The 19925-nt window shown below is 62.0% G+C and carries 16 protein-coding genes; 8 read left to right on the top strand and 8 right to left on the bottom strand.

Annotated elements, in window-relative coordinates; translation table 11 throughout:
* Nucleotides 1-95: 95 nt before the first annotated feature.
* The 7 genes from KDW95_RS09620 to KDW95_RS09590 form a co-directional block, all read right to left on the bottom strand.
* A complete protein-coding gene (locus KDW95_RS09620) occupies nucleotides 96-674 on the bottom strand; it encodes a PA14 domain-containing protein (protein WP_255856053.1) in 579 nt (192 codons plus the stop codon).
* Nucleotides 675-821: 147 nt separating this feature from the next.
* Nucleotides 822-3905, bottom strand: a complete 3084-nt coding sequence (locus KDW95_RS09615) for an EAL domain-containing protein (protein WP_255856052.1) — start codon at nucleotides 3903-3905, stop codon at nucleotides 822-824.
* A gap of 27 nt (nucleotides 3906-3932) precedes the next feature.
* Nucleotides 3933-5072, bottom strand: a complete 1140-nt coding sequence (locus KDW95_RS09610) for a substrate-binding domain-containing protein (protein ID WP_255856051.1) — start codon at nucleotides 5070-5072, stop codon at nucleotides 3933-3935.
* A 232-nt stretch (nucleotides 5073-5304) separates the two neighbouring features.
* Nucleotides 5305-6141 carry a class I SAM-dependent methyltransferase gene (locus KDW95_RS09605; protein ID WP_255856050.1) on the bottom strand — a complete coding sequence of 279 codons (837 nt, stop codon included), beginning with the start codon at nucleotides 6139-6141 and terminating at the stop codon, nucleotides 5305-5307.
* Nucleotides 6142-6154: 13 nt separating this feature from the next.
* Nucleotides 6155-7846, bottom strand: a complete 1692-nt coding sequence (locus KDW95_RS09600; protein WP_255856049.1) for an AMP-binding protein — start codon at nucleotides 7844-7846, stop codon at nucleotides 6155-6157.
* Between the two features lie 80 nt (nucleotides 7847-7926).
* A complete protein-coding gene (locus KDW95_RS09595; RefSeq protein ID WP_255856048.1) occupies nucleotides 7927-8562 on the bottom strand; it encodes a peroxidase-related enzyme in 636 nt (211 codons plus the stop codon).
* Between the two features lie 100 nt (nucleotides 8563-8662).
* A complete protein-coding gene (locus KDW95_RS09590) occupies nucleotides 8663-9073 on the bottom strand; it encodes a MerR family transcriptional regulator (RefSeq protein WP_255856047.1) in 411 nt (136 codons plus the stop codon).
* A 354-nt stretch (nucleotides 9074-9427) separates the two neighbouring features.
* On the opposite strand from KDW95_RS09590, the gene KDW95_RS09585 reads away from it, so the two are divergent.
* Complete coding sequence (locus tag KDW95_RS09585) at nucleotides 9428-10609, top strand: acetyl-CoA C-acyltransferase (protein ID WP_255856046.1); 1182 nt, start codon at nucleotides 9428-9430, stop codon at nucleotides 10607-10609.
* Between the two features lie 94 nt (nucleotides 10610-10703).
* On the top strand, nucleotides 10704-11090 hold the full coding sequence (locus tag KDW95_RS09580) for a VOC family protein (protein ID WP_255856045.1): 387 nt from the start codon (nucleotides 10704-10706) through the stop codon (nucleotides 11088-11090).
* A gap of 8 nt (nucleotides 11091-11098) precedes the next feature.
* Here KDW95_RS09580 and KDW95_RS09575 read toward each other — a convergent pair whose 3' ends face one another.
* The gene (locus KDW95_RS09575; protein ID WP_255856044.1) at nucleotides 11099-11998 is read right to left on the bottom strand and encodes an AraC family transcriptional regulator; all 900 of its coding nucleotides are present in this window, start codon (nucleotides 11996-11998) and stop codon (nucleotides 11099-11101) included.
* A gap of 188 nt (nucleotides 11999-12186) precedes the next feature.
* Here KDW95_RS09575 and KDW95_RS09570 point away from each other — a divergent pair, with 188 nt between their 5' ends.
* From KDW95_RS09570 to KDW95_RS09545, 6 genes are all read left to right on the top strand, one after another.
* Complete coding sequence (locus tag KDW95_RS09570) at nucleotides 12187-13680, top strand: CoA-acylating methylmalonate-semialdehyde dehydrogenase (RefSeq protein ID WP_255856043.1); 1494 nt, start codon at nucleotides 12187-12189, stop codon at nucleotides 13678-13680.
* A 70-nt stretch (nucleotides 13681-13750) separates the two neighbouring features.
* A complete protein-coding gene (locus tag KDW95_RS09565) occupies nucleotides 13751-14908 on the top strand; it encodes an acyl-CoA dehydrogenase family protein (protein WP_255856042.1) in 1158 nt (385 codons plus the stop codon).
* Between the two features lie 42 nt (nucleotides 14909-14950).
* A complete protein-coding gene (locus KDW95_RS09560) occupies nucleotides 14951-15727 on the top strand; it encodes an enoyl-CoA hydratase (RefSeq protein WP_255856041.1) in 777 nt (258 codons plus the stop codon).
* Between the two features lie 11 nt (nucleotides 15728-15738).
* Entirely contained in the window at nucleotides 15739-16842 is a 1104-nt protein-coding gene (locus KDW95_RS09555; RefSeq protein WP_255856040.1) for an enoyl-CoA hydratase/isomerase family protein, read from the top strand.
* A 77-nt stretch (nucleotides 16843-16919) separates the two neighbouring features.
* Nucleotides 16920-17813 (top strand): 3-hydroxyisobutyrate dehydrogenase, encoded by an 894-nt coding sequence (gene mmsB / locus KDW95_RS09550; RefSeq protein WP_255856039.1) that lies wholly within the window; start codon nucleotides 16920-16922, stop codon nucleotides 17811-17813.
* Between the two features lie 83 nt (nucleotides 17814-17896).
* Nucleotides 17897-19786: a propionyl-CoA synthetase gene (locus KDW95_RS09545; protein WP_255856038.1), complete on the top strand. Its 1890-nt coding sequence runs from the start codon at nucleotides 17897-17899 to the stop codon at nucleotides 19784-19786.
* Nucleotides 19787-19925 lie beyond the last annotated feature (139 nt).

The following is a 19925-nucleotide window of genomic DNA, read 5'->3' as shown; positions in this document are numbered from 1 at the left end:
TGCATCCCGGCAGGGTGTCCATCGTGGCAAGAATGCAGCGTCACCAGGGCGATCCAGGATCCCTGTCCGCCGGTGTCGACGCGCCGATTGGCAAGTCAGCCGGCGCGGTGCGCCAGTGCGTCGGCCGGTACCCTGGGCATGGTGCCTTCTGTGCCGGGGGGTTGCCAGAAGAAGCGCAGCGTTGAGGTGTTCTTGCGTTCAAAGTAGCGCACGGTAAGCGGGTACCAGCCGGGTTCGGTCACTTCCATGCGGCCGTAGTCGGCGTAGCGGTCGGAATGCACATCCGGGTCTTCCAGAATCATCTGGCCGTCGATTTCCAGCCGTACGCCGTCATTGGACTCGAACGTAAACAGGTAGGTGCCAGCGGTGTCCAGATGAATGAATCCGGTGATCCGTGCCATGACGCCATCGTTCAGGTTGCTGGTCAGGACGGTGCCGCCTCCCACGCTGGAGTTGAGCAGACGAAGGTTGGGGCCGGGTTCACAGGGTTTTTTCGCCTCGAGCCGAACCATTTCGTCGATGTGACGAATCATGCCGTCGATATAGCAGACTTCGAGCCCCGGTTGCAGGCCGCTCGCGTCTGCGGGTGTCTGGGCCTGGGCCGGGATCGTCAGCAACAGGGCCGTGGCACCCAGCAAGCTGGCAAGGGGTCGAATGGAACTCAGTTTGCGCATGGGATCTCCCGGGGGGCTTGGGCCTGTGGCTTGATCGCGGGGCTGAAGCATATTCGCTGCGCCTGGGCGCAGGCAGGTCTGCGTCTCATTTTGCCCAATGCGTGTGGCCAGGGCAATGCTCCTGCCACACGCCTGCGGGAAAGCGCCCTAGCGCCGGATCAGGATCTGTGACAAGGCGTCCGAGTCAGTATCGCAGCTGTGGGCCAGGTTGATCAGCTCGGCGGCGCTGCCGGGGCGGGCCATCAGGAACCCCTGCAGTTCATCGCAGCCCAGTTTCTTGAGAACCGCCTGTTGTGCCTGGGTTTCGATGCCTTCGGCCACGACCTTGAAGCGTAGGCTGTGGGCCATGGTGATGATGGCTTCGATCAGGCATTCGTCATCGGTATTGCCGGGGAGGTCGATAACAAAGGAGCGATCAATCTTGAGGGTGTTGACCGGCAGCTTCTTGAGGTACGCCAGGGAGGAGTAGCCGGTGCCAAAGTCGTCGATGGACAGCGAGATGCCAATATCACGCAGTTCATGCAGGGTGCCGAGAATGCGGTTGATATCCTCGATCACGACACTTTCGGTGATCTCCAGCTCCAGCAATTCAGCCGGCAGGCCGCTGATGCGAAGCGCATCGCAGATATCCGGGATCAGTTCGGGGTCGCGCAGCTGGCGTGGCGACAGGTTGACCGAAACCGGAATGGGGTAAGGGCTCTGGCGGTTCCATTCCAGGGCATCGGTACAGGCTTGCTGCAGCGCCCAGGCCCCGAGCTTCAGAATCATGCCGGATTCTTCGGCCAGGGTAATAAAGGTGAAGGGGGGGACCAGGCCCTGTTCCGGGTGCTGCCAGCGCAGCAGCGCTTCGGCGCCAAGGATGCGCTGGCCCTCGATATCAAAGCGTGGCTGGTACTGCAGGAAGAGCTCACCATTGGTCAGGGCACACCTGAGGCCATCGTTCAGCTGCTGGTGCTGCTGGGCCTGCTGGTTCACGCTGCTGTCGAAAAAGTGGATGGCGTTTCGCCCCTGCTGCTTGATGTGATGCGCCGTGGTGTCCGCCTTGGCCAGCAGGGTCTGGGCGTCGGTGGCATCATCGGGGAACAGGGAAATACCGATGCTGCAGGTGACGACCGTTTGGGAGTCCGCCAGGGAGAAAGGCTGCTTGAAGGCTTGCTGAATGGTTCGAGCGACGGTATGGCTGCTGCTGGGATCGGGGATGTTGTGCAGAATAATGCTGAACTCGTCGCCGCCCAGGCGCGCAAGGGTTTCCCCGGATGGCAAGCAGCCTTCGATGCGCCTGGCTGTTTCGCACAATAGCTGATCACCCACGGCATGGCCCAGGCTGTCGTTAATGCTTTTGAAGTTATCGATATCAATGAAGAGCACCGCCACGGCATCCTGGTGCTTCCCGGCCTGCTGCAGTACAAGGTCCAGGCGTTCGCAGAACAGCTGGCGATTGGGCAGGCCAGTCAGGCTGTCATAGTGCGATACCCGCTCAAGCTGCCTTTCGCTGTCGCGTGCCTGGCGAATATCGGAAAATACCGCGACGTAGCGGCCCTGGCCGTCAGTGCTGCTGGAGGTATCGTCCTGCAGTGTTGAAACGGACAGCCAGATCGGCATCAGGTCGCCGTTGGCTTGCAGCAGCACGGTTTCGCTCTGCAGCTGGGCATTGCGCTCCAGCTGTTCCAGCAGTCCGGGCTGGTCAGTCAGGGGGCTGAAGGCCTGACCATAGGCCTGAGCCTGGGACAATCCGCTGATGCGTCGGTATGAGGCATTGGTGGTCAGGATGTTGCTGTTCTTGTCGAGCACCAGGATGGCTTCGTTGGCGCTGTCGAACACCTGGCCGGTCAGTTTCAGGTGGATTGCATTGCGCACCTGGTCGGTGACATCGGTGATAACGCCGCCAACGCCGTCTATTTTGCCGGCGTTGTTGCGTGTCGGGAACAGCGTGCCGAGAAAGTCGCGCCGGCCCAGGTCCGGGGTGTCGCTGCTGTATTCGATCGTGATCGGGGCACCCTGGCTGAGTACCTGTTGGTCGGCCAGGGTGAGTCGATGCGCCAGGTCGGCAGGATGGATGTCGCTGTCACCCAGGCCGATGATTTGCCGCTCGCTCAATCCGATGGCGCGGGCACCGCTCGGGCTGATCAAGCGGTAGCGCAGGCTGCTGTCTTTCAGGTAAATATGGTTCGGCGTATGGGACAGCAGGGCGTTAAGCCGGCTTTCAGCGTCGTGCAGGCGCAGCAGCATGGCGTCCAGGGCATCGGTCAGCGGCTTTATCTCGTTTGCCTGGGCGCAGAGTCCGGAGCCTGTCTCGGGGGCTGACTCGATATAGCGGCGCAGTTGCCGTATCGGCCGTTGCGCCAGACTGGGGAGCAGTGTTGCCAGCAGTACGGCTATCAGCAGGGCACCGAGCAGGCCGTAGCCAATCTTGCCGGTAAAGGCCTGACGCATAAGAATGCCGGTGTGATCGGGCAGCAGCAGTCGAATCTCGAAACGGTTATCCGGTTTAACCAGGAGGGCGTGGGACTGCAGGATACTGCCGTCTGAGCCGGGGTTGTCGGTGGCCAGGCCGGCATCGAGCCGGGCCAACTGATCCTCGGTATTGACCAGGGCGCCGATGCGACTGTTGTCCCGGTAGAGGCCTACGGCCTGGGCGTCGGAGATCGACTGGATCTGGTTCAGTATCCAGAAATTGTCGTTGAGCACGATAAAGGAATGCAGGTAGCCGACGACTTCACCAAAGGGGGCTGCAATGATGGGCATGCTCAGACGCAGCAACTGGTAGTTCCGCTGTTGTTGGCGGGTCGTCAGGGTTGCCCAGGTATCGGGCAGGATTCGGCTTGACGCCAGTTCAGCCAGGGGCAGGTACACGTTGAACAGGGCGGCGCCGGGCACGAGCGTTAGCGGGCCGTCCTTGAGCTGTACGGCAAACGCCTGGATGTGGTCGCCGGCACGGCTGTTCAGGGTCTCTTGCAGCAGCGTCCTGATGCCCTCGAGATTACGCGAGCTGGCGTTGTCGACCAGCTGCGGGTTTTCGGCCAGGGTGGCAGATGAGCGCGTGATGCTTTGCAGGTGGCTGCTTAATAGCTGGTTGATCAGGGCGGAGTGACGCCGCTGTGACAACGCCTGCTCCTGTTCGAGTACCTGCATCGAACTCTGGTAGGCGGGTATCAGCAGCAGTGACGCAAGCGCAAGGGTGGCGGTGACGATAATGCCAACGAGGCTGTGTGTGAAACTCAGTTTAGGCAATTGCTGCTTCCCTGCTGGTGTTCGGTATCATTGCGTTGCACTGTAACGAAACGCCTTGACTGTCAACGCTTGCAGCTCGGCTTCGGGGGTGTCTTTCGTGACCAGTACCATTTCGCCCGAAAAAACCTGGGGTACCTGGTCGGTACGCTGTTCCAGTTCCGCCTTGATGGCTTCGGCCATGGCCACGCCGTTGTCATCGTTCATGCGCATCACGGTCAGGTCCAGGTCGCCACGCCGGATGGCCTCAAGCTCGTCTTCACCGCCGCCCCAGCCGTTGAGCAGTACCTGGTCCAGTTTGCCACGCAGGCGCAATGCTTCTATCGCGGCCAGGGCAATGTCGGTTGAGCAGGCATACAGCATGTTCAGGTCCGGGTGACGATCCAGTTCCTGCAGTGTGGCGGCCCGGGCCAGGTCTCTGTCGTTATCGGTGTAGTAGCTGCCGAGCAAGCGCACTTCCTGGCTGTTGTTGCCCAGGCGTATAAAGGTGTCGCCCCGCAACTGGCTGATGTAGCCGTGGGAACTGTACAGCATGGCGTACTGTTGCGGGCGGGTGCTGCCGGTGAGCATTTTCCCGGCCAGCAGGCGGGTACCGGCCTGGTGATCAAAGCCCACGTAGAGAAAGGGCGGGTGGGCGGACCAGTCCTGCAACGGCGTGGTGACGTTTTGCACGATCAGCCTGGTTTTTTTATGGGCCAGGATCGTTTCGATCAGCTGGCGGTGGATCAGTGCGCCGAGGGTAAAGACCAGGTAGTCAGGCTCCCGGTCCAGTGACTCCTGCAGCTGGGTGGCCAGCACGGCCGGATCCTCGTCGAGGCTGGACAGGTGTACTTGCAGCTCGTAGCGGATGTTGAGTTCTTTCAGGCGCGCTTCGAACGCCTTGATGCTGAGCCGCCAGTAATCCGATACCTGGAAGGCGGGATAGATAATGGCAATGCGTACCGGGCGGGTCTGGGGCTGGGTCAGGGCAACGGCGGGGCCGCTGACGACGTCGGCAAACTGTGCCATCAGCGCTGTTTGCTCAGGGTGTTGCTGCAGGTAGTCATCCAGTGGCGTGTAGTCTTCGCCGCTGAACGCGTGCAGCGGCATGAGCAGCAAGCACAGCAGGGTCAGAGCAGAACTCAGGTTTGGGCGTGGCGACAAGCAGATGTCGGTCCAGGCTAAACGCATGGCGAACTCCCTATTCCATCAATTAAGCCCGGGGCCGTAGCGCGGCGTGCTGGGTTCACAGAAAACCACTGTAGGTCAAATCGTGCGTGGCAGGCAAGCGCATCACCTGCCAGCAGACCAGGCCTCTGTGTGGGGCGAGGGCTCCCGTGCAGCGGCGAACCTCATCTTAAAGGAAGGGATTCGAATTATCCCGTGTTTGTTGGCGGTTGTCGGCAGGCGTGAAGGCTGGCGATCAGGAAACGGGCCTGAATGCCAGGTACTCCATCACGCCGATGGCACCCTGGTGCAGGTTGTGTTGCAGGTTGGCAAACATGAGGGGAAAGTCCGATCCCAGAATCAAGGCCGGTGACAGTGCGTCTGGCGCTGTGCTGTGCGCGGAGCGCCCGCTGTTCTGCCGCTGGCGCCAGGCGAGGGCGGATTCTGTCAGGTCGGTTGCACGGGCGATGGCAAATCCCTGGGACTCCAGCTGTGCCGCCAGGCCCGTGCGGCTGCAGAGGTGGGACTGTCCGGGCGACTGGGCCCAGGGCACGGGATACTGCATTGTAGAAGGGGTGGGCCCCTGAACCAGTTCATGCAGCAACAGGTATCCGCCGGGAGCCAGTACGCGCCGGCACTGCGCGAGCACCTGCTCGGTGGCCGGCATGTTGAGCAAGCTGTGCTGCAGCACGACGGCATCAAAGGACGCATTGGCAAAGGGCATGCGCTGGGCGTCGCCACAGATCGCGTCGAGCAGACGGGGCGGCTGGTAAAGCCGGCACAGCGCCTGGCTCAGTTGATTGAGCCTGCAAGACAGATCGAGCCCGGTCACCCGGTAGTGGGGCCGTTCTGCCAGCAGGCGCAGCAGGCCGCCGGTGCCTGAGCCCACATCCAGAATGCGTGGTGCCGGGCAGGCGGCCAGGCATGCTTCGAGCACCGAGCGCAGGCGCAGGGATGCCTGCAGACCGCCGGTATGCAGCTGGTCGATCGGGGCAAGCGCCCTGGCATCGGCGCCCTGGGGGCAGAGTTTGCGCAGCCGGGACAGCAGGGCATCCTGCTGCACGGCGTCGCTGTAATGGCGCTGAATCGACATGGGGCAGTCCGCGTCAGTCGTCGCCCAGGCCCAGCTCGCTGATGGAAATCTCGCGCATTTTAAACTTCTGGATCTTGCCGGTCACCGTCATGGGAAATTCGTCGACGAACTTGAAATAGCGCGGGATCTTGAAGTGCGTGATCTGGCCCTTGCAGAAGGCACGCAATTCGTCGGCACTGATGCTGGCAGCACCGGGCTGCAGTTTGACCCAGGCGATCAGCTCTTCGCCGAATTTCTTGTCCGGCACGCCGGTGACCTGCACGTCGGAGATCGCCGGGTGGGTGTAGAGAAATTCTTCCACTTCCTTGGGGTAAACGTTTTCGCCGCCGCGTATCACCATGTCCTTGATGCGGCCGACAATCTGGATGTAGCCCTCGTCGTCCATGGTGGCGAGGTCTTCGGTGTGCATCCAGCCGTTGGCATCAATCGCGCCCTGAGTGGCTTCCTCGTTGTTCCAGTACCCGAGCATGACGCTGTAGCCACGGGTGCAGAGTTCGCCAATGGTCCCCCGCGGGACGACCTTGCCGGTGGCGGGGTCGACAATCTTGGATTCCAGGTGGGGCTGGGTGCGTCCCACGGTGGTAACGCGCTTGTCGAAGGGGTCATTGGCGGCGGTCTGGGTAGACACCGGGCTGGTCTCGGTCATGCCGTAGGCGATCTGCACCTCCTGCATGTGCATCCTGGAATTCACGGCCTTCATGACTTCGGCCGGGCAAATGGAGCCTGCCATGATGCCGGTGCGCAGCGAGCTGAGGTCGTAGTCGGCAAAGTCGGGATGATCCAGTTCGGCGATAAACATGGTAGGCACCCCGTAGAGGGCAGTGGCACGTTCCTCGGCCACGGTGTCCAGCACGGTCTTGGGGTCAAAGCCTTCGCCCGGGTAAATCATGGTGGCGCCGTGGGTGATGCAGCCGAGGTTGCCCATCACCATGCCAAAGCAGTGGTACAGCGGCACCGGAATCACCAGCCGGTCCTGGTCGGTAAAGCCCATGCTGCGGGCAACGGAAAAACCGTTGTTCAGAATATTATGGTGCGACAGCGTGGCCCCCTTGGGAAAGCCGGTGGTGCCCGAGGTGTACTGGATATTGATGGGCTCGTCGAACTGCAACGCGGCCTGGGCCTGAGTGAGGGTGGCATCGTTGACAGACTCGGCCTGGGCGACCAGGTCGCCCCAGCTCCACATGCCGGCATGGGGCTGCTCGGCCAGGTTGACCACCGTTTCCAGTTGCGGTACCCGGCTGGCCTTCAACTTGCCAGGCGCGCAGTCTCGCAGCTCCGGTGCCAGTTCGTACAGCATCTGGGTGTAGTCCGAGCTTTTGAAATTCTCGGCGATGACCAGCAGGCGCGGGGTGGAGTGGTTCAGGGCATAGTCCAGCTCATGCAGACGGTAGGCCGGATTGATGTTGACCAGGATGGCACCGATCTTGGCCGTGGCGAATTGCAGCGTGGTCCACTGGGCATTGTTGGGTGACCAGATGGCGACGCGGTCTCCCTTGCCGATGCCGATGGCCAGCAGGGCGCGGGCGCAGCGATTGACCTGCTGCTGCAGCTCGCGATAACTCCAGCGAATGGCCTGATGGCGCACGACCAGGGCGTCGTTATCCGGGTAGGTGGCGACGGTCTGGTCGAACTTGTCGCCGATGGTCATGCCGATCAGGGGCTGATCCGAAGTGCCGCAGGTGTAGCTGGGAAGGGTGTTGCTCATGGCGTCTGAACCTCTTGTTGTTATGGCTCAATCAGTCGAAATCCTGTGGTCTGAGTCGCAAGCGTACCCAGGCTTGGTATTCAGGTCCGGGGTTGCTCAGCTGCAGGCGCGCCTGTGGCACGAAAGCTGGCGTGGTACTCGGCGTTGGGTTGCATCTCGACGGCGCCGGCAAGACGGTTGGTCATATTGTAGAAGCCGGTCAGGCTGGCAATGTCCCAGATGTCGGTGTCGCTGAATCCCTGGTCGCGCAGCGCCTGACGATCGCTTTCCTCAATGGCTTCAGGCTGGGCGGTCAGGCGGTGGGCGAAATCCAGCATGGCGCGCTGGCGTGGCGAGATGTCCGCCACCCGGTAATTCATGACCAGCTGCTCGCCCAGCAGCGGGTTGCCGGAAATCTGCCGTACGGCGGCACCGTGGGCACTGAGGCAGTAAAAGCAGCGATTGTGGGCCGAGACCACCACGGCGATCATTTCCCGCTCCAGCGTGTCCAGGCCGCTGTCACCCAGCATCAGCTCGTTGTACAGGCGGGAAAAGGCATCGAGCTGGGCCAGGTTATGGCTGTAGGCACTGAGGACATTGGGCACCAGGCCCAGTTTTTCCTGGCACTTGGCGAAATACTGCGCCACCGGTTCCGGCAGGTCGCTGCGCGCGGGTATGGGCAGATCCAGTGCGGTCACCGGATGCTGTGCCGGGCGTTTATGCTTGTCGTGCGACATGGTGGCGTCCTTATCTTGCCAGGCACGGGTGCCGGCATGGTTAATTCAGTGCGCCGCCTGCCGTATGCTGCCCGGTGTCCCGGGAGCGGGCTGGGGCGCCCTATTTCGTGACGGTCCTGGTCGCAGGCTGCAGGGCCTTGAGTGCCTCCTTGCAGCGCAGCTCGGCACCGTCGAGCTCCTGCTGCATCATGGCGATATCCCGCAGTTGCTGTTCCAGTGCCTGCCGTTTTTCCGCGATCCGCGTCAGCATCAGGCGCAATTGCAGTTCGCTGCCGCTGCTGCTGTGGTCCCAGAGTTCGAACAGCTCGCCGCATTCGGTGAGCGAAAATCCCAGGCGCTTGCCGCGCAGTATCAGCTTCAGGCGTACCCGGTCCTGACGGCTGTAAATGCGGGTCTGGCCGCGACGCTCGGGTGCCAGCAGTCCCTGGTCTTCATAGAAGCGGATACTGCGGGTTGTAATATCGAACTCCCGGGCTAGATCGCTGATGGAATAGCTGGTCTGTGTGTTCATGTCTGACTCTTGGGTAGGGTTGGAGGGTAAAACAAGTTTACGTGAACGTAAACATCCTTCTCGATGCATCAAAGCTTAGCGCAGTCTGTGTGGTATTTGTAAATCTTTGAAATTAAAGGAAAGTAGCGAGTTTGTCGCCGAGGTGAAACGAGCCAGTCTAGACTAAAGTAGTAGGTGATTATCCTTATTTTCGTGTTTCCGACATTGACCCGGTGGCTAGAAACGCGGGACAGTACGGCTATCCAGCACGCCTGCCGCCTGAACGGCAGCGGCGGGCCGCCAGGTTTGCAGCGATCATTTGCCGACCTTGCGGTCTCTATTTTATTTGACGTTTACGTAAACTGTGAGGTGTCTATGAAGCGGGAATCAGTGGTTATTCTGGGTGCGGCCCGTACCCCCATGGGTGGCATGATGGGCGCACTGTCGGCCGTGCCGGCACCCAGGCTCGGCGGGGCTGCCATTGCGGCGGCCGTATCCCGCGCGGGACTGGCGCCCGAAGACATCGACGAAGTGCTGATGGGCTGTGTGCTGCCGGCGGGCCTGGGCCAGGCACCGGCGCGGCAGGCGTCCCTCGCGGCGGGCATTCCGGTGGCGACGGGCTGCACCACGGTGAACAAGATGTGCGGCTCCGGCATGAAGGCGGTGATGCAGGCGCACGACCAGATACTGGCGGGCTCCGCGGTCACGCTGGTGGCCGGCGGCATGGAAAACATGAGCCAGGCACCCTATCTGCTGCCCAAGGCGCGCCAGGGCATGCGCATGGGCCACGGTCAGGTGATCGATCACATGTTCTGCGACGGCCTGGAAGATGCCTACAAGGGTGGGCTTATGGGCGCCTTTGCCCAGCAGGCGGCGGACCGCTTTGATGTCAGCCGCGAGGCTATGGATGACTTTGCCATCGGTTCGCTGGAAAAGGCCCTGGCGGCCATTGCATCGGGCGCATTCGCCGATGAAATTACCGCCGTGACGGTGGCGGGCCGCGGCGCAGATATTCAGGTTGATACCGACGAGCAGCCCGGCAATGCCCGCCCGGACAAGATTCGCAGCCTGAAACCGGCCTTTGCCAAAGACGGTTCGGTCACGGCGGCCAATTCCAGCTCGATTTCCGATGGCGCCTCGGCGCTGGTGCTGATGGCCGAGTCCGAGGCACAACAGCGTGGCCTGCAGCCGCTGGCGCGCATCGTTGCCCATTCGACCCATGCCCAGTTACCCGAGGAATTCACCATCGCGCCCATCGGCGCCATCGACAAGGTGCTGCGCAAGGCGGGCTGGCAGGCCGGGGACGTGGACCTGTTCGAAATCAATGAAGCCTTCGCCGTGGTCACCATGCTGGCACAGCGCGAACTGGGTCTGGATCCTGCAAAGGTCAATGTTCACGGGGGTGCCTGCGCCCTGGGGCATCCGATCGGCTCCAGTGGGTCGCGCATCCTGGTAACCCTGCTGCATGCACTTCGGCAGCGCGGCCTGAAAAAGGGTGTTGCCTCGCTGTGTATCGGCGGTGGCGAGGCCACGGCGGTAGCGATCGAACTGCTCTGAGCGGGAACCCGCCAGCCCGGTGCATTAGTGCCAGCGCCTGGCGTCGCCTACCCTTTGCAGTGAGACACGATCAATGCACAAGGCAGGAGGATCTATGGCTATTCAGAGCGTATCTCACCTGGCGGTCTATGTGCGGGATCAGGCCGAGGCGCTGGCCTGGTATCGCGACAAGTTCAACTTCGCGGTCTGTGATGACAACAGCGACTTTATGCCCGGGTTCCGCTGGCTCACCGTTGCGCCTCAGGCGGGGGGCTGGCCGCAGCTGGTGCTGATGCCACCGATGCAGGACGGTGACGAGGCCCGTATCGGTGGCAATGGTTTCTGCGTGCTGGCGACCGATGACTGTCGTGGCGACTGCGAACAGCTGCGGGCGCGCGGAGTCCGTATCGTGGAAGAGCCCGGCGAGGTGCCCTGGGGCATTTCGGCAGTCGTGCTTGATCTTTACGGCAATCCCTACAACCTGGTGCAGCCGCCGGCCTGAGCAGCGCCTCAGTTCTTGTAGCTGAAGCCGCCCAGGCGGATACGCCGGTACTGGCTGGGTGACATGCCCATGGATTTTTTGAAAATGCGGGAAAAGTAGTAGGCATCGTCATACCCCAGTGCCCAGGCCACCTCGTTGACGCCCTTGCTGGTGACATCCAGCAAATGGCAGGCCCGTTCGATCTTGAGGTGAATAAAGTGGCTGATCGGCGTTGTGCCGGTCAGCGCCTTGTACTTCTTGATGAAGTGAAACTTCGACAGGTTTACCACCTGGGCCAGGGTGTCGATATCGAGCTGTTCATGTAGCCGTGCCTGCATCAGGCTGTGGATGGTTTCCAGGTCCATGCTGTCGCCGGCGGGTCGGGTGGCCATGGGCTTGAGGAGCGCAATATGTGTCAGAAGCTGGCGCAACTGGTTGGCGCAATGAATAAAGGCGGTCAGGTTGTGGCTGGCCTGGCGGGCATCGAGCAGCGCCTCGAAGTCGGCTACCAGGCGGGAGTGAATCCCCAGTGGCAGCAGGGCGGAGCCGTCGTCCACTTCCAGCTGGCCGATGAAACGGGTTGCCAGCTCCCCCTCGAAATGCACCCACAAAATGCTCCATGGGTCCTGGTCACGGGTTTCATAACTGTGGCTGAGACCTCGGGGCAGGATAATCAGATCGCCCGGTTTTACCGTGCGTCCGCGGCCATTCAGGGTCAGCTTTCCACGTCCTTCGAGGCAGTAGATCAGCAGGTTGTCGTCATGATTGGCGCGCTGCATTCGATGGCCGCGGGCGTGCTGATAATAACCAATTCCCAGGGGATAGAGTTGAGCGCTAAGCGGATGGCTTGCCAGCGCCGCCACGACGCGCCTGGGGACGACAAAGCGGATGCTGTCGCTCGTCAGTGGCCAACTCGACGGAGTACTCATAAGCTTGATCCTGAACTGGGGAAACTACCTATTTGATCGCAATATAGTCCATTAAGTGCGCAAGATTATCAATCTGGCTGCCGGGCCCTGCATGGTACAAATACCCTATTGCGCCGTACCGGCTCCGGCCGTCACGCTCAGCAGCCCTAGCGACACCCAATAACAGTAACCATAAGCAGGTGATAGCAATGACTCAGCACGTTCCTCTTCTGATTGGCGGTGAAATGCTCCGCAGTAAAACCCAGCAGTGGATTCCGCTGACCGACCCCGCCACCCAGGAAGTGATCGCCCAGGTTCCCTGTGCCACGGCGGAGGAGGTTGATCTTGCGGTGGCCACGGCCAGGAAGGCGTTTGAAAGCTGGAAGGAAACCCCGGTCTCGGAACGTGCCCGCCTGATGCTGCGCTACCAGGACCTGCTCAAGCAGCACCATGACGAGATCGCCACCATCCTGGCCAGGGAAACCGGCAAGACCTTCGAGGATGCCAAGGGTGACGTCTGGCGCGGTATCGAAGTGGTGGAACATGCCTGCAACATCGCATCGCTTTCCATGGGGGAAACCGTTGAGAATGTCGCGCGCAAGATCGATTGCTACAGCTACACCCAGCCACTGGGTGTCTGCGCCGGTATAACGCCGTTCAACTTCCCGGCCATGATTCCGCTGTGGATGTTTCCCATGGCCATTGCCTGCGGCAACACCTTTGTCCTCAAGCCCTCGGAGCAGGATCCCCTGACGCCGATGCGCCTGGCCGAACTGTTCAAGCAGGCCGGCGCGCCCGATGGCCTGCTGCAGGTGATTCACGGTGGCAAGGAGCAGGTCGACCAGCTGCTGCACCATCCCGATGTACCGGCGATTTCGTTTGTGGGTTCCGTGGCCGTGGGTGAGCACATCTACCGTACCGGTACCGCCAACATGAAGCGGGTGCAGGCCTTTGCCGGTGCCAAGAACCATATGGTCATCATGCCGGATGCGCAGAAGCAGCATGTCATCAACAACCTGGTAGGCGCTTCCGTGGGCGCTGGCGGCCAACGCTGCATGGCCATTTCGGTGGCGGTGTTTGTCGGTGAAGCCCGTAACTGGATACCGGAGCTGCGCGAAGCCCTGGCCCAGGTGCGCCCGGGCCTTTGGAATGACCCCAAGGCCGGTTACGGTCCGCTGATCAACCCCCAGGCCCGCGAGCGCGTGCTGCGTTATATCCAGGAAGGCAAGGATGCGGGTGCCGACTGCGTGCTTGATGGCAGCGATTGCGTGGTGGAAGCTGCGCCCGATGGCAACTGGGTCGGCCCGACCCTCTTCACCAAGGTGACGCCGGATATGTCGATCTACACCGATGAAATCTTCGGCCCGGTACTGATCGCCATGGAAGTGGATACGCTGGATGAGGCCATCAGCCTGATCAATGCCAACCCCTACGGTAACGGCACCTCGCTGTTTACCGCATCCGGCGCCGCTGCACGCAAGTACCAGCACGAAATCCAGGTCGGCCAGGTCGGCATCAACGTGCCGGTACCGGTGCCCTTGCCGTTTTTCTCCTTCACCGGCTGGAGAAAGTCCTTCTACGGTGACCAGCATGCCTATGGCAAGCAGGCGGTGCGTTTCTACACTGAGACCAAGACCGTGACCGCGCGCTGGTTCGAGGATGATATTGCCGGCGGTCCCAACATGACCATTCAGCTTAAGTAACAGCTGCAGTAACAGATGCTGCCGCGGGGAGCCTGCAGGCTCCTGGCGGCACGCCCGCGGAGGCACATGCATGGATTTTGAATTGAACGAAGAGCAACAGGCGTTTGCCGATATGGCCCGCGCCTTTGCTGAAAAAGAACTCGCGCCCCACGCGGGCGAATGGGACCGGCAGGCGCTGTTTCCGGTGGATGTGCTGAAGAAGGCCGGTGAGCTGGGCTTCTGCGGACTCTATACCGCCGAGGAGCACGGCGGCATGGGACTGAGCCGGCTGGACTCACACATCATTTTCGAGCAGCTGGCCATGGGCTGCACCTCCACCACCGCCTATCTCACCATTCACAACATGGTGACCTGGATGGTGGCGACCTTTGGTAGCGACGGGGTGCGCGACCGGTACGCGGCCGAGCTGATCAGTGGTGAAAAACTGGGCTCCTACTGCCTGACCGAGCCCAATGCCGGCTCCGATGCCGCCTCGCTGAAAACCACGGCGCGGCGCGAAGGCGATCATTATGTGGTGAATGGCAGCAAGTGCTTCATCTCCGGCGCCGGCAGCACCGAGGTGCTGGTGGTCATGGCGCGCACCGGCGGGGCGGGTGCGGCGGGGATTTCCGCCCTGGTGATCGATGCCGACAGCGCGGGCATCAGCTATGGACGCAAGGAAGACAAGCTCGGCTGGAACAGCCAGCCGACCCGCATGATTACCTTCGATGACGTCAAGGTGCCGGCGGCCAACCTGCTGGCTACTGAAGGCGAGGGCTTCAAGCTGGCCATGAAGGGTCTGGATGGCGGGCGCATCAATATCGCCACCTGCTCCCTGGGTACCGCACAGCAGGCGCTGAACGAGGCGCGAGCTTACATGCTGGAACGGCGCCAGTTCGGCAAGCGACTGGCGGATTTCCAGGCGTTGCAGTTCAAGCTGGCCGACATGGTCACGGAACTGGTGGCGGCACGCCAGCTGGTACGCCTGGCGGCCAGCAAGCTGGACCAGGGTCATGCCGACGCCTCGACCTACTGCGCCATGGCCAAACGATTTGCCACCGATGCCGGCTACCGGGTTTGCGACGAGGCGCTGCAGCTGCACGGTGGCAATGGCTATATCAAGGAGTATCCGCTGGAACGCTACCTGCGCGACAGCCGGGTACACCGTATTCTGGAAGGGACAAACGAAGTCATGCGGCTGATTATTTCGCGCCGGCTGCTGGTCGAAGGCGCCGCCGAGCTGCTGTGATGTATCCGTCGTGCGCAGGGCGCACCAAACAGGGAGCACAGGATGAACGACAGTCTGATTTGTGAACGCCGCGGCCATGTTGCCCTGGTTACCATGAACAACCCGCCGGCCAATACCTGGACCGCCGACAGCCTGAAGGGGCTCAAGGCGCTGGTGGACGAACTCAACCAGGACCGCGATATCTATGCGCTGGTGCTGACTGGGCAGGGCGAGAAGTTTTTCTCCGCCGGCGCCGATCTGAAGCTGTTCGCCGACGGGGACCGTGCGGTGGCCCGGGACATGGCGCGCTGTTTTGGCGACGCCTTCGAGTCCCTGAGCCGGTTCCGTGGCGTGTCCATCGCCGCGATCAACGGCTTTGCCATGGGCGGCGGGCTCGAAGTCGCGCTGGCCTGTGATATCCGTATCGCCGAGGAGCAGGCGCAAATGGCACTGCCAGAAGCCAAGGTGGGCCTGTTGCCCTGCGCTGGCGGCACCCAGAACCTGGCTTTGCTGGTGGGCGAGGGCTGGGCCAAACGCATGATTCTGTGTGGCGAGCGCATCGATGCAACGCGGGCCGAAAAAATCGGCCTGGTGGAGGAGGTGGTTGCCAAAGGCCAGGGGCTGGAACGGGCGCTGGCGCTGGCCGAGCAGGTGGCGCAGCAAAGCCCGGTGGCGGTGAGTGCCTGCAAGACACTGATTCAGTCGGGCCGCAGCCGGCCGCTGGACCAGGGCTATATCCTGGAGCGCGAGCTGTTTGTGGACCTGTTTGACAGCGAAGACCAGCGCGAGGGCGTGAATGCCTTTCTCGACAAGCGCAAACCGCAATGGAAAAACCGCTGAGGAGCTTATTGATGAGCGCCGTACTTTTTACCGAACACCCGACCGCCGATGGCCACCTGATCGGCGAGATTCGCCTCAATGCCGAGCGCAGCCTCAATGCGCTGACGCTGGAGATGATCGACCTGATTCAGCCGCAGCTGGAACGCTGGCAGGCCGATGCGCGCGTTGTGGCGATCCTGCTGGACAGCAGCGGCGACAAGGCGTTCTGTGCCGGTGGCGATATCGTCAACCTGTACCGGGCCATGACCGGTGAGGGCGATGCGGATTTCCCCGAACAGTTTTTCACCCGGGAATACCGCCTCGACTACGCCATTCACACCAGTGCCAAACCCATCATCTGCTGGGGCAGTGGCATCGTCATGGGCGGCGGCATGGGGCTGATGAACGGCTGCAGTCACCGCGTGGTCACCCAGACATCGCACCTGGCGATGCCGGAGGTCAGCATCGGCTTGTATCCGGATGTGGGCGGCAGCTGGTTCCTGAACCGCATGCCCGGCGGTACCGGCCTGTTCCTCGGGCTTACCGGCAACCCGATCAATGCCCGCGATGCCATCTTCCTCGGCCTGGCGGATAGAGCCATCGATGCCGGCCAGCGTGAAGGCCTGCTGAGCCGGCTGCAAAGCGAGCGCTGGGATACGGATGCCGGCGGCACCGTCAGCCAGGTGCTGCGCGAGCTCGAAAGCGAGTCCCGTGCCTGCTTCGACAGCCAGCCGGCCCCCATTCGCGAACATTTCGATTTGATCCGCACACTCACCGACCACGACAGTGTCGAGGCCATAGTCGCAGCTTTGCTGGCGCTGGAGACGGACGACAAGTGGGTGTGCCGGGCACAGAAGGCGGTACGCAACGGCAGCCCGCTGTCGCTGAAAATGATTGCCGAGCAATTGCAGCGTTGCCGTCATCTGTCGCTGCGTGAAGTGTTCCAGCAGGAGCTGATGCTGTCGATCCAGTGCTGTCGCCACGCCGAATTCGCCGAAGGTGTGCGGGCGCTGCTGATCGACAAGGACGGTACGCCACAATGGCTCTACGACTCGCTCGAAAGGGTCGATCCGGCCTTTATGGACGGCCTTTTCGCCAACCCCTTTGGGCAGCAGCATCCGCTGGCGGATCTTTGAACCCGGTGGGGGCAATCGTCGCATTACTGGCCTGAGTAAAGACGCCAACAAGACAGCTAACAAAAAGGATAAAGACCATGGCTACAATCGCATTTATCGGGCTCGGCAACATGGGCGGCCCCATGGCCCACAACCTGGCAGCGGCCGGTCACCGGGTGCAGGCGTTCGACCTGTCGGCGCAGGCGCTGGCCCATGCAGTGGCCGAGGGTTGCCTGCAGGCGGCGAGCGCGGCGGATGCCGTCAAGGATGCCGAGTTTGTCATCTCCATGCTGCCGGCCGGGCGCCATGTTGAAGGGCTCTACGTCAGCGGGCCCGAACCGCTGCTTGATCTGATCGCACCCAGCAGCCTGATTATCGACTGTTCCACCATCGAGGCCGATGTTGCCAAACGGGTGTGCGCTGTCGCCGCCGAGCGTGGCCGCGACTTTATCGATGCACCGGTGTCCGGCGGTGTGGGCGGGGCCCAGGCGGGTACCCTGAGCTTTATGGTGGGGGCGTCTGCCGCCCAGTTCGGGCGCGCCAGGCCGATTCTCAATGTTATGGGCAAGAACATCTTCCATGCCGGCGACCATGGCGCCGGACAGATCGCCAAGGCCTGCAACAACATGATGCTGGCGATCCTGATGACGGGCACCTGCGAGGCGCTCAATATGGGGGTCAGGAATGGCCTGGACCCTGCGGTACTGTCCGAGATCATGAAGCAAAGCTCAGGCGGCAACTGGGCGCTGAATGTCTACAACCCCTGGCCCGGCGTGATGGATACGGCGCCGGCCTCCAAAGGCTACCAGGGTGGCTTCCAGACCAATCTGATGTTCAAGGACCTGGGCCTGGCCATGGACCTGAGCCAGCAAAGTGAAGCCCCCGTCCCCATGGGCTCCGCCGCCCGTGCCCTGTTCAGCCTGCACAAGGCCCAGGGTAACGGAGCACTGGATTTCTCCAGTGTGCTGAAGCTTTATCGCGAGAGCGAATAGGGCCTTCCCATCTGTTTTTCGGGTGCCGCTGAGCCGGCGGTGCCCGTTCCCGCTGACAAAAACAACAATACGAGGGTAGCGCAATGGACTACACCGACGCTTATCGTCAGTCTCTGGAAAACCCCGAGGCCTACTGGGCGCAGCAGGCCGAACAGGTCGCCTGGTTCAAAAAGCCCGCAACCATGCTGGAGACAACACCCCAGGGCAGCCATAGCTGGTTTGCCGACGGCGAGCTCAACAGCTGTTACCTGGCGCTGGACTGGCAAATCGAGCAGGGCCGTGGTGACCAGGTGGCACTCTATTACGACTCGCCGGTGAGTAGTGTACGCGAGGCGATAACCTACCGGGAGCTGCTGGAGCGCGTGGCCCGCTTTGCCGGCGCGCTGAAGACGCTGGGTGTCGACAAGGGCGACCGGGTGGTGATCTATATGCCCATGGTGCCCGAGGCCGCAGTGGCGATGCTGGCCTGTGCACGGCTGGGTGCGGTGCATTCGGTGGTGTTCGGCGGCTTTGCCGCCAATGAACTGGCGGTGCGGATCGACGATGCCCAGCCGAAACTGATACTGACCGCGTCCTGCGGTATCGAGATGGACAAGACCCTCGCCTACAAGCCGCTGGTCGACAAGGCCATTGCGCTGGCGACACACAAGCCGGCCCATACCCTGGTGCTGCAGCGCCCGATGCTGCAGGCCGACATGGATGCGCCCCGTGACCTGGATTGGCACGCGGTGCAGCGTGGCGTTGAACCCGCCGACTGCGTGCCGGTGAAGGGTCGTGATCCGCTGTATATTCTCTATACCTCCGGCACCACCGGGCAACCCAAGGGCATTGTGCGTGACAACGGCGGCCATGCGGTGGCGCTGCTGTACGCGCTGCGCAATGTATACGGCATGAATCCGGGCGACGTCTGGTGGGGAGCATCGGATATCGGCTGGGTGGTGGGCCACTCCTTTATCGTCTATGGCCCGCTGATGGGGGGCTGCAGCGCGGTGTTCTACGAGGGAAAACCGGTGCGTACCCCCGATGCCGGCGCCTACTGGCGGGTGATTGAGGAATACGGCGTCAATGCCATGTTCTGTGCGCCGACGGCCTTTCGGGCCGTGCGCAAGGAAGACCCGGAGGGGCGCCTGAGCAAAGCGTACGACCTGTCGAGCCTCAAGCGGCTGTTTGTGGCCGGCGAAAAGCTGGACTCTTCCACCCACGACTGGCTGGCGGGGCTGCTGGGTGTTCCGGTGATGGATCACTGGTGGCAGACCGAGACCGGCTGGCCCATGACTTCTGCGATGACGGGCTGGAGCAGTCCGTCCGCGCCGCGCCTGGGGTCCACCAACAAGGCGATACCGGGCTATGACATCCGGGTGCTGGACAGCGATGGCGGGGAGGTCCCTGCAGGCGAGTCGGGCAATATCTGTGTACGCCTGCCGATGCCGCCGGGCGTGACCTGGAGCATCTGGAACCAGCCTGAACGTTTCACACAGGCCTACCTGAGCCTCTTTCCCGGTTATTACCACACCGGCGACGGGGGCTACGTGGATGCGGATGGCTATGTCTTTATTACCGGGCGCACCGACGACGTAATCAACGTGTCGGGGCATCGGCTGTCCACCGGGGAAATGGAAGAGGTCGTATCAGGCCATCCGGCGGTGGCGGAGTGCGCCGTTATTGGCGTGCAGGATGCTCTCAAGGGGCAGCTGCCGGTGGGCCTGGTGGTGCTCAAGTCTGGCGAGGATATCGATGCGGCCAGACTAGAGGCGGAGCTGGTGCAGCGGGTGCGTGATCAGGTGGGCGCGCTGGCCTGCTTTCGCCGCGTGTTGGTGGTGCAGCGACTGCCCAAGACCCGTTCGGGCAAGATTCTGCGGGCCGTTCTGCGCAAGATCGCCGTGGGCGAGAATTACCAGACACCCTCGACCATCGATGACGCCAGCATCCTGCCGGAGATCAGTAGCGCCATGCAGCAGGCGGGACTCGTATAGCACCCGGGTTATAGCACCTGGGTCGAGGCTGCGGGGCGAGCGACAACGGCGGACAGGAGTCCGCCGTTTTTTTCATCTGTCTGGCATCAGGCTGAGCGCCGGTGTAATCACGCATAAGGGTAAATACTTATGTTTTTCT

Origin of the sequence: Marinobacterium rhizophilum, from assembly GCF_024397915.1 — a bacterium.
Lineage (GTDB): Bacteria > Pseudomonadota > Gammaproteobacteria > Pseudomonadales > Balneatricaceae > Marinobacterium_A > Marinobacterium_A rhizophilum_A.
Note: the sequence above shows the minus strand (reverse complement) of the source record. Positions and strands in the feature narration are given on the sequence as shown.

Coding starts and splice junctions, on each gene's coding strand:
- KDW95_RS09590 (WP_255856047.1), bottom strand. CDS start 9,073: ATGAACACACAGACCAGCTATTCCATCAGCGATCTAGCCCGGGAGTTC.
- mmsB (WP_255856039.1), top strand. CDS start 16,920: ATGGCTACAATCGCATTTATCGGGCTCGGCAACATGGGCGGCCCCATG.
- KDW95_RS09605 (WP_255856050.1), bottom strand. CDS start 6,141: ATGTCGATTCAGCGCCATTACAGCGACGCCGTGCAGCAGGATGCCCTG.
- KDW95_RS09620 (WP_255856053.1), bottom strand. CDS start 674: ATGCGCAAACTGAGTTCCATTCGACCCCTTGCCAGCTTGCTGGGTGCC.
- KDW95_RS09610 (WP_255856051.1), bottom strand. CDS start 5,072: ATGCGTTTAGCCTGGACCGACATCTGCTTGTCGCCACGCCCAAACCTG.
- KDW95_RS09575 (WP_255856044.1), bottom strand. CDS start 11,998: ATGAGTACTCCGTCGAGTTGGCCACTGACGAGCGACAGCATCCGCTTT.
- KDW95_RS09555 (WP_255856040.1), top strand. CDS start 15,739: ATGAGCGCCGTACTTTTTACCGAACACCCGACCGCCGATGGCCACCTG.
- KDW95_RS09585 (WP_255856046.1), top strand. CDS start 9,428: ATGAAGCGGGAATCAGTGGTTATTCTGGGTGCGGCCCGTACCCCCATG.
- KDW95_RS09570 (WP_255856043.1), top strand. CDS start 12,187: ATGACTCAGCACGTTCCTCTTCTGATTGGCGGTGAAATGCTCCGCAGT.
- KDW95_RS09545 (WP_255856038.1), top strand. CDS start 17,897: ATGGACTACACCGACGCTTATCGTCAGTCTCTGGAAAACCCCGAGGCC.
- KDW95_RS09600 (WP_255856049.1), bottom strand. CDS start 7,846: ATGAGCAACACCCTTCCCAGCTACACCTGCGGCACTTCGGATCAGCCC.
- KDW95_RS09565 (WP_255856042.1), top strand. CDS start 13,751: ATGGATTTTGAATTGAACGAAGAGCAACAGGCGTTTGCCGATATGGCC.
- KDW95_RS09580 (WP_255856045.1), top strand. CDS start 10,704: ATGGCTATTCAGAGCGTATCTCACCTGGCGGTCTATGTGCGGGATCAG.
- KDW95_RS09560 (WP_255856041.1), top strand. CDS start 14,951: ATGAACGACAGTCTGATTTGTGAACGCCGCGGCCATGTTGCCCTGGTT.
- KDW95_RS09595 (WP_255856048.1), bottom strand. CDS start 8,562: ATGTCGCACGACAAGCATAAACGCCCGGCACAGCATCCGGTGACCGCA.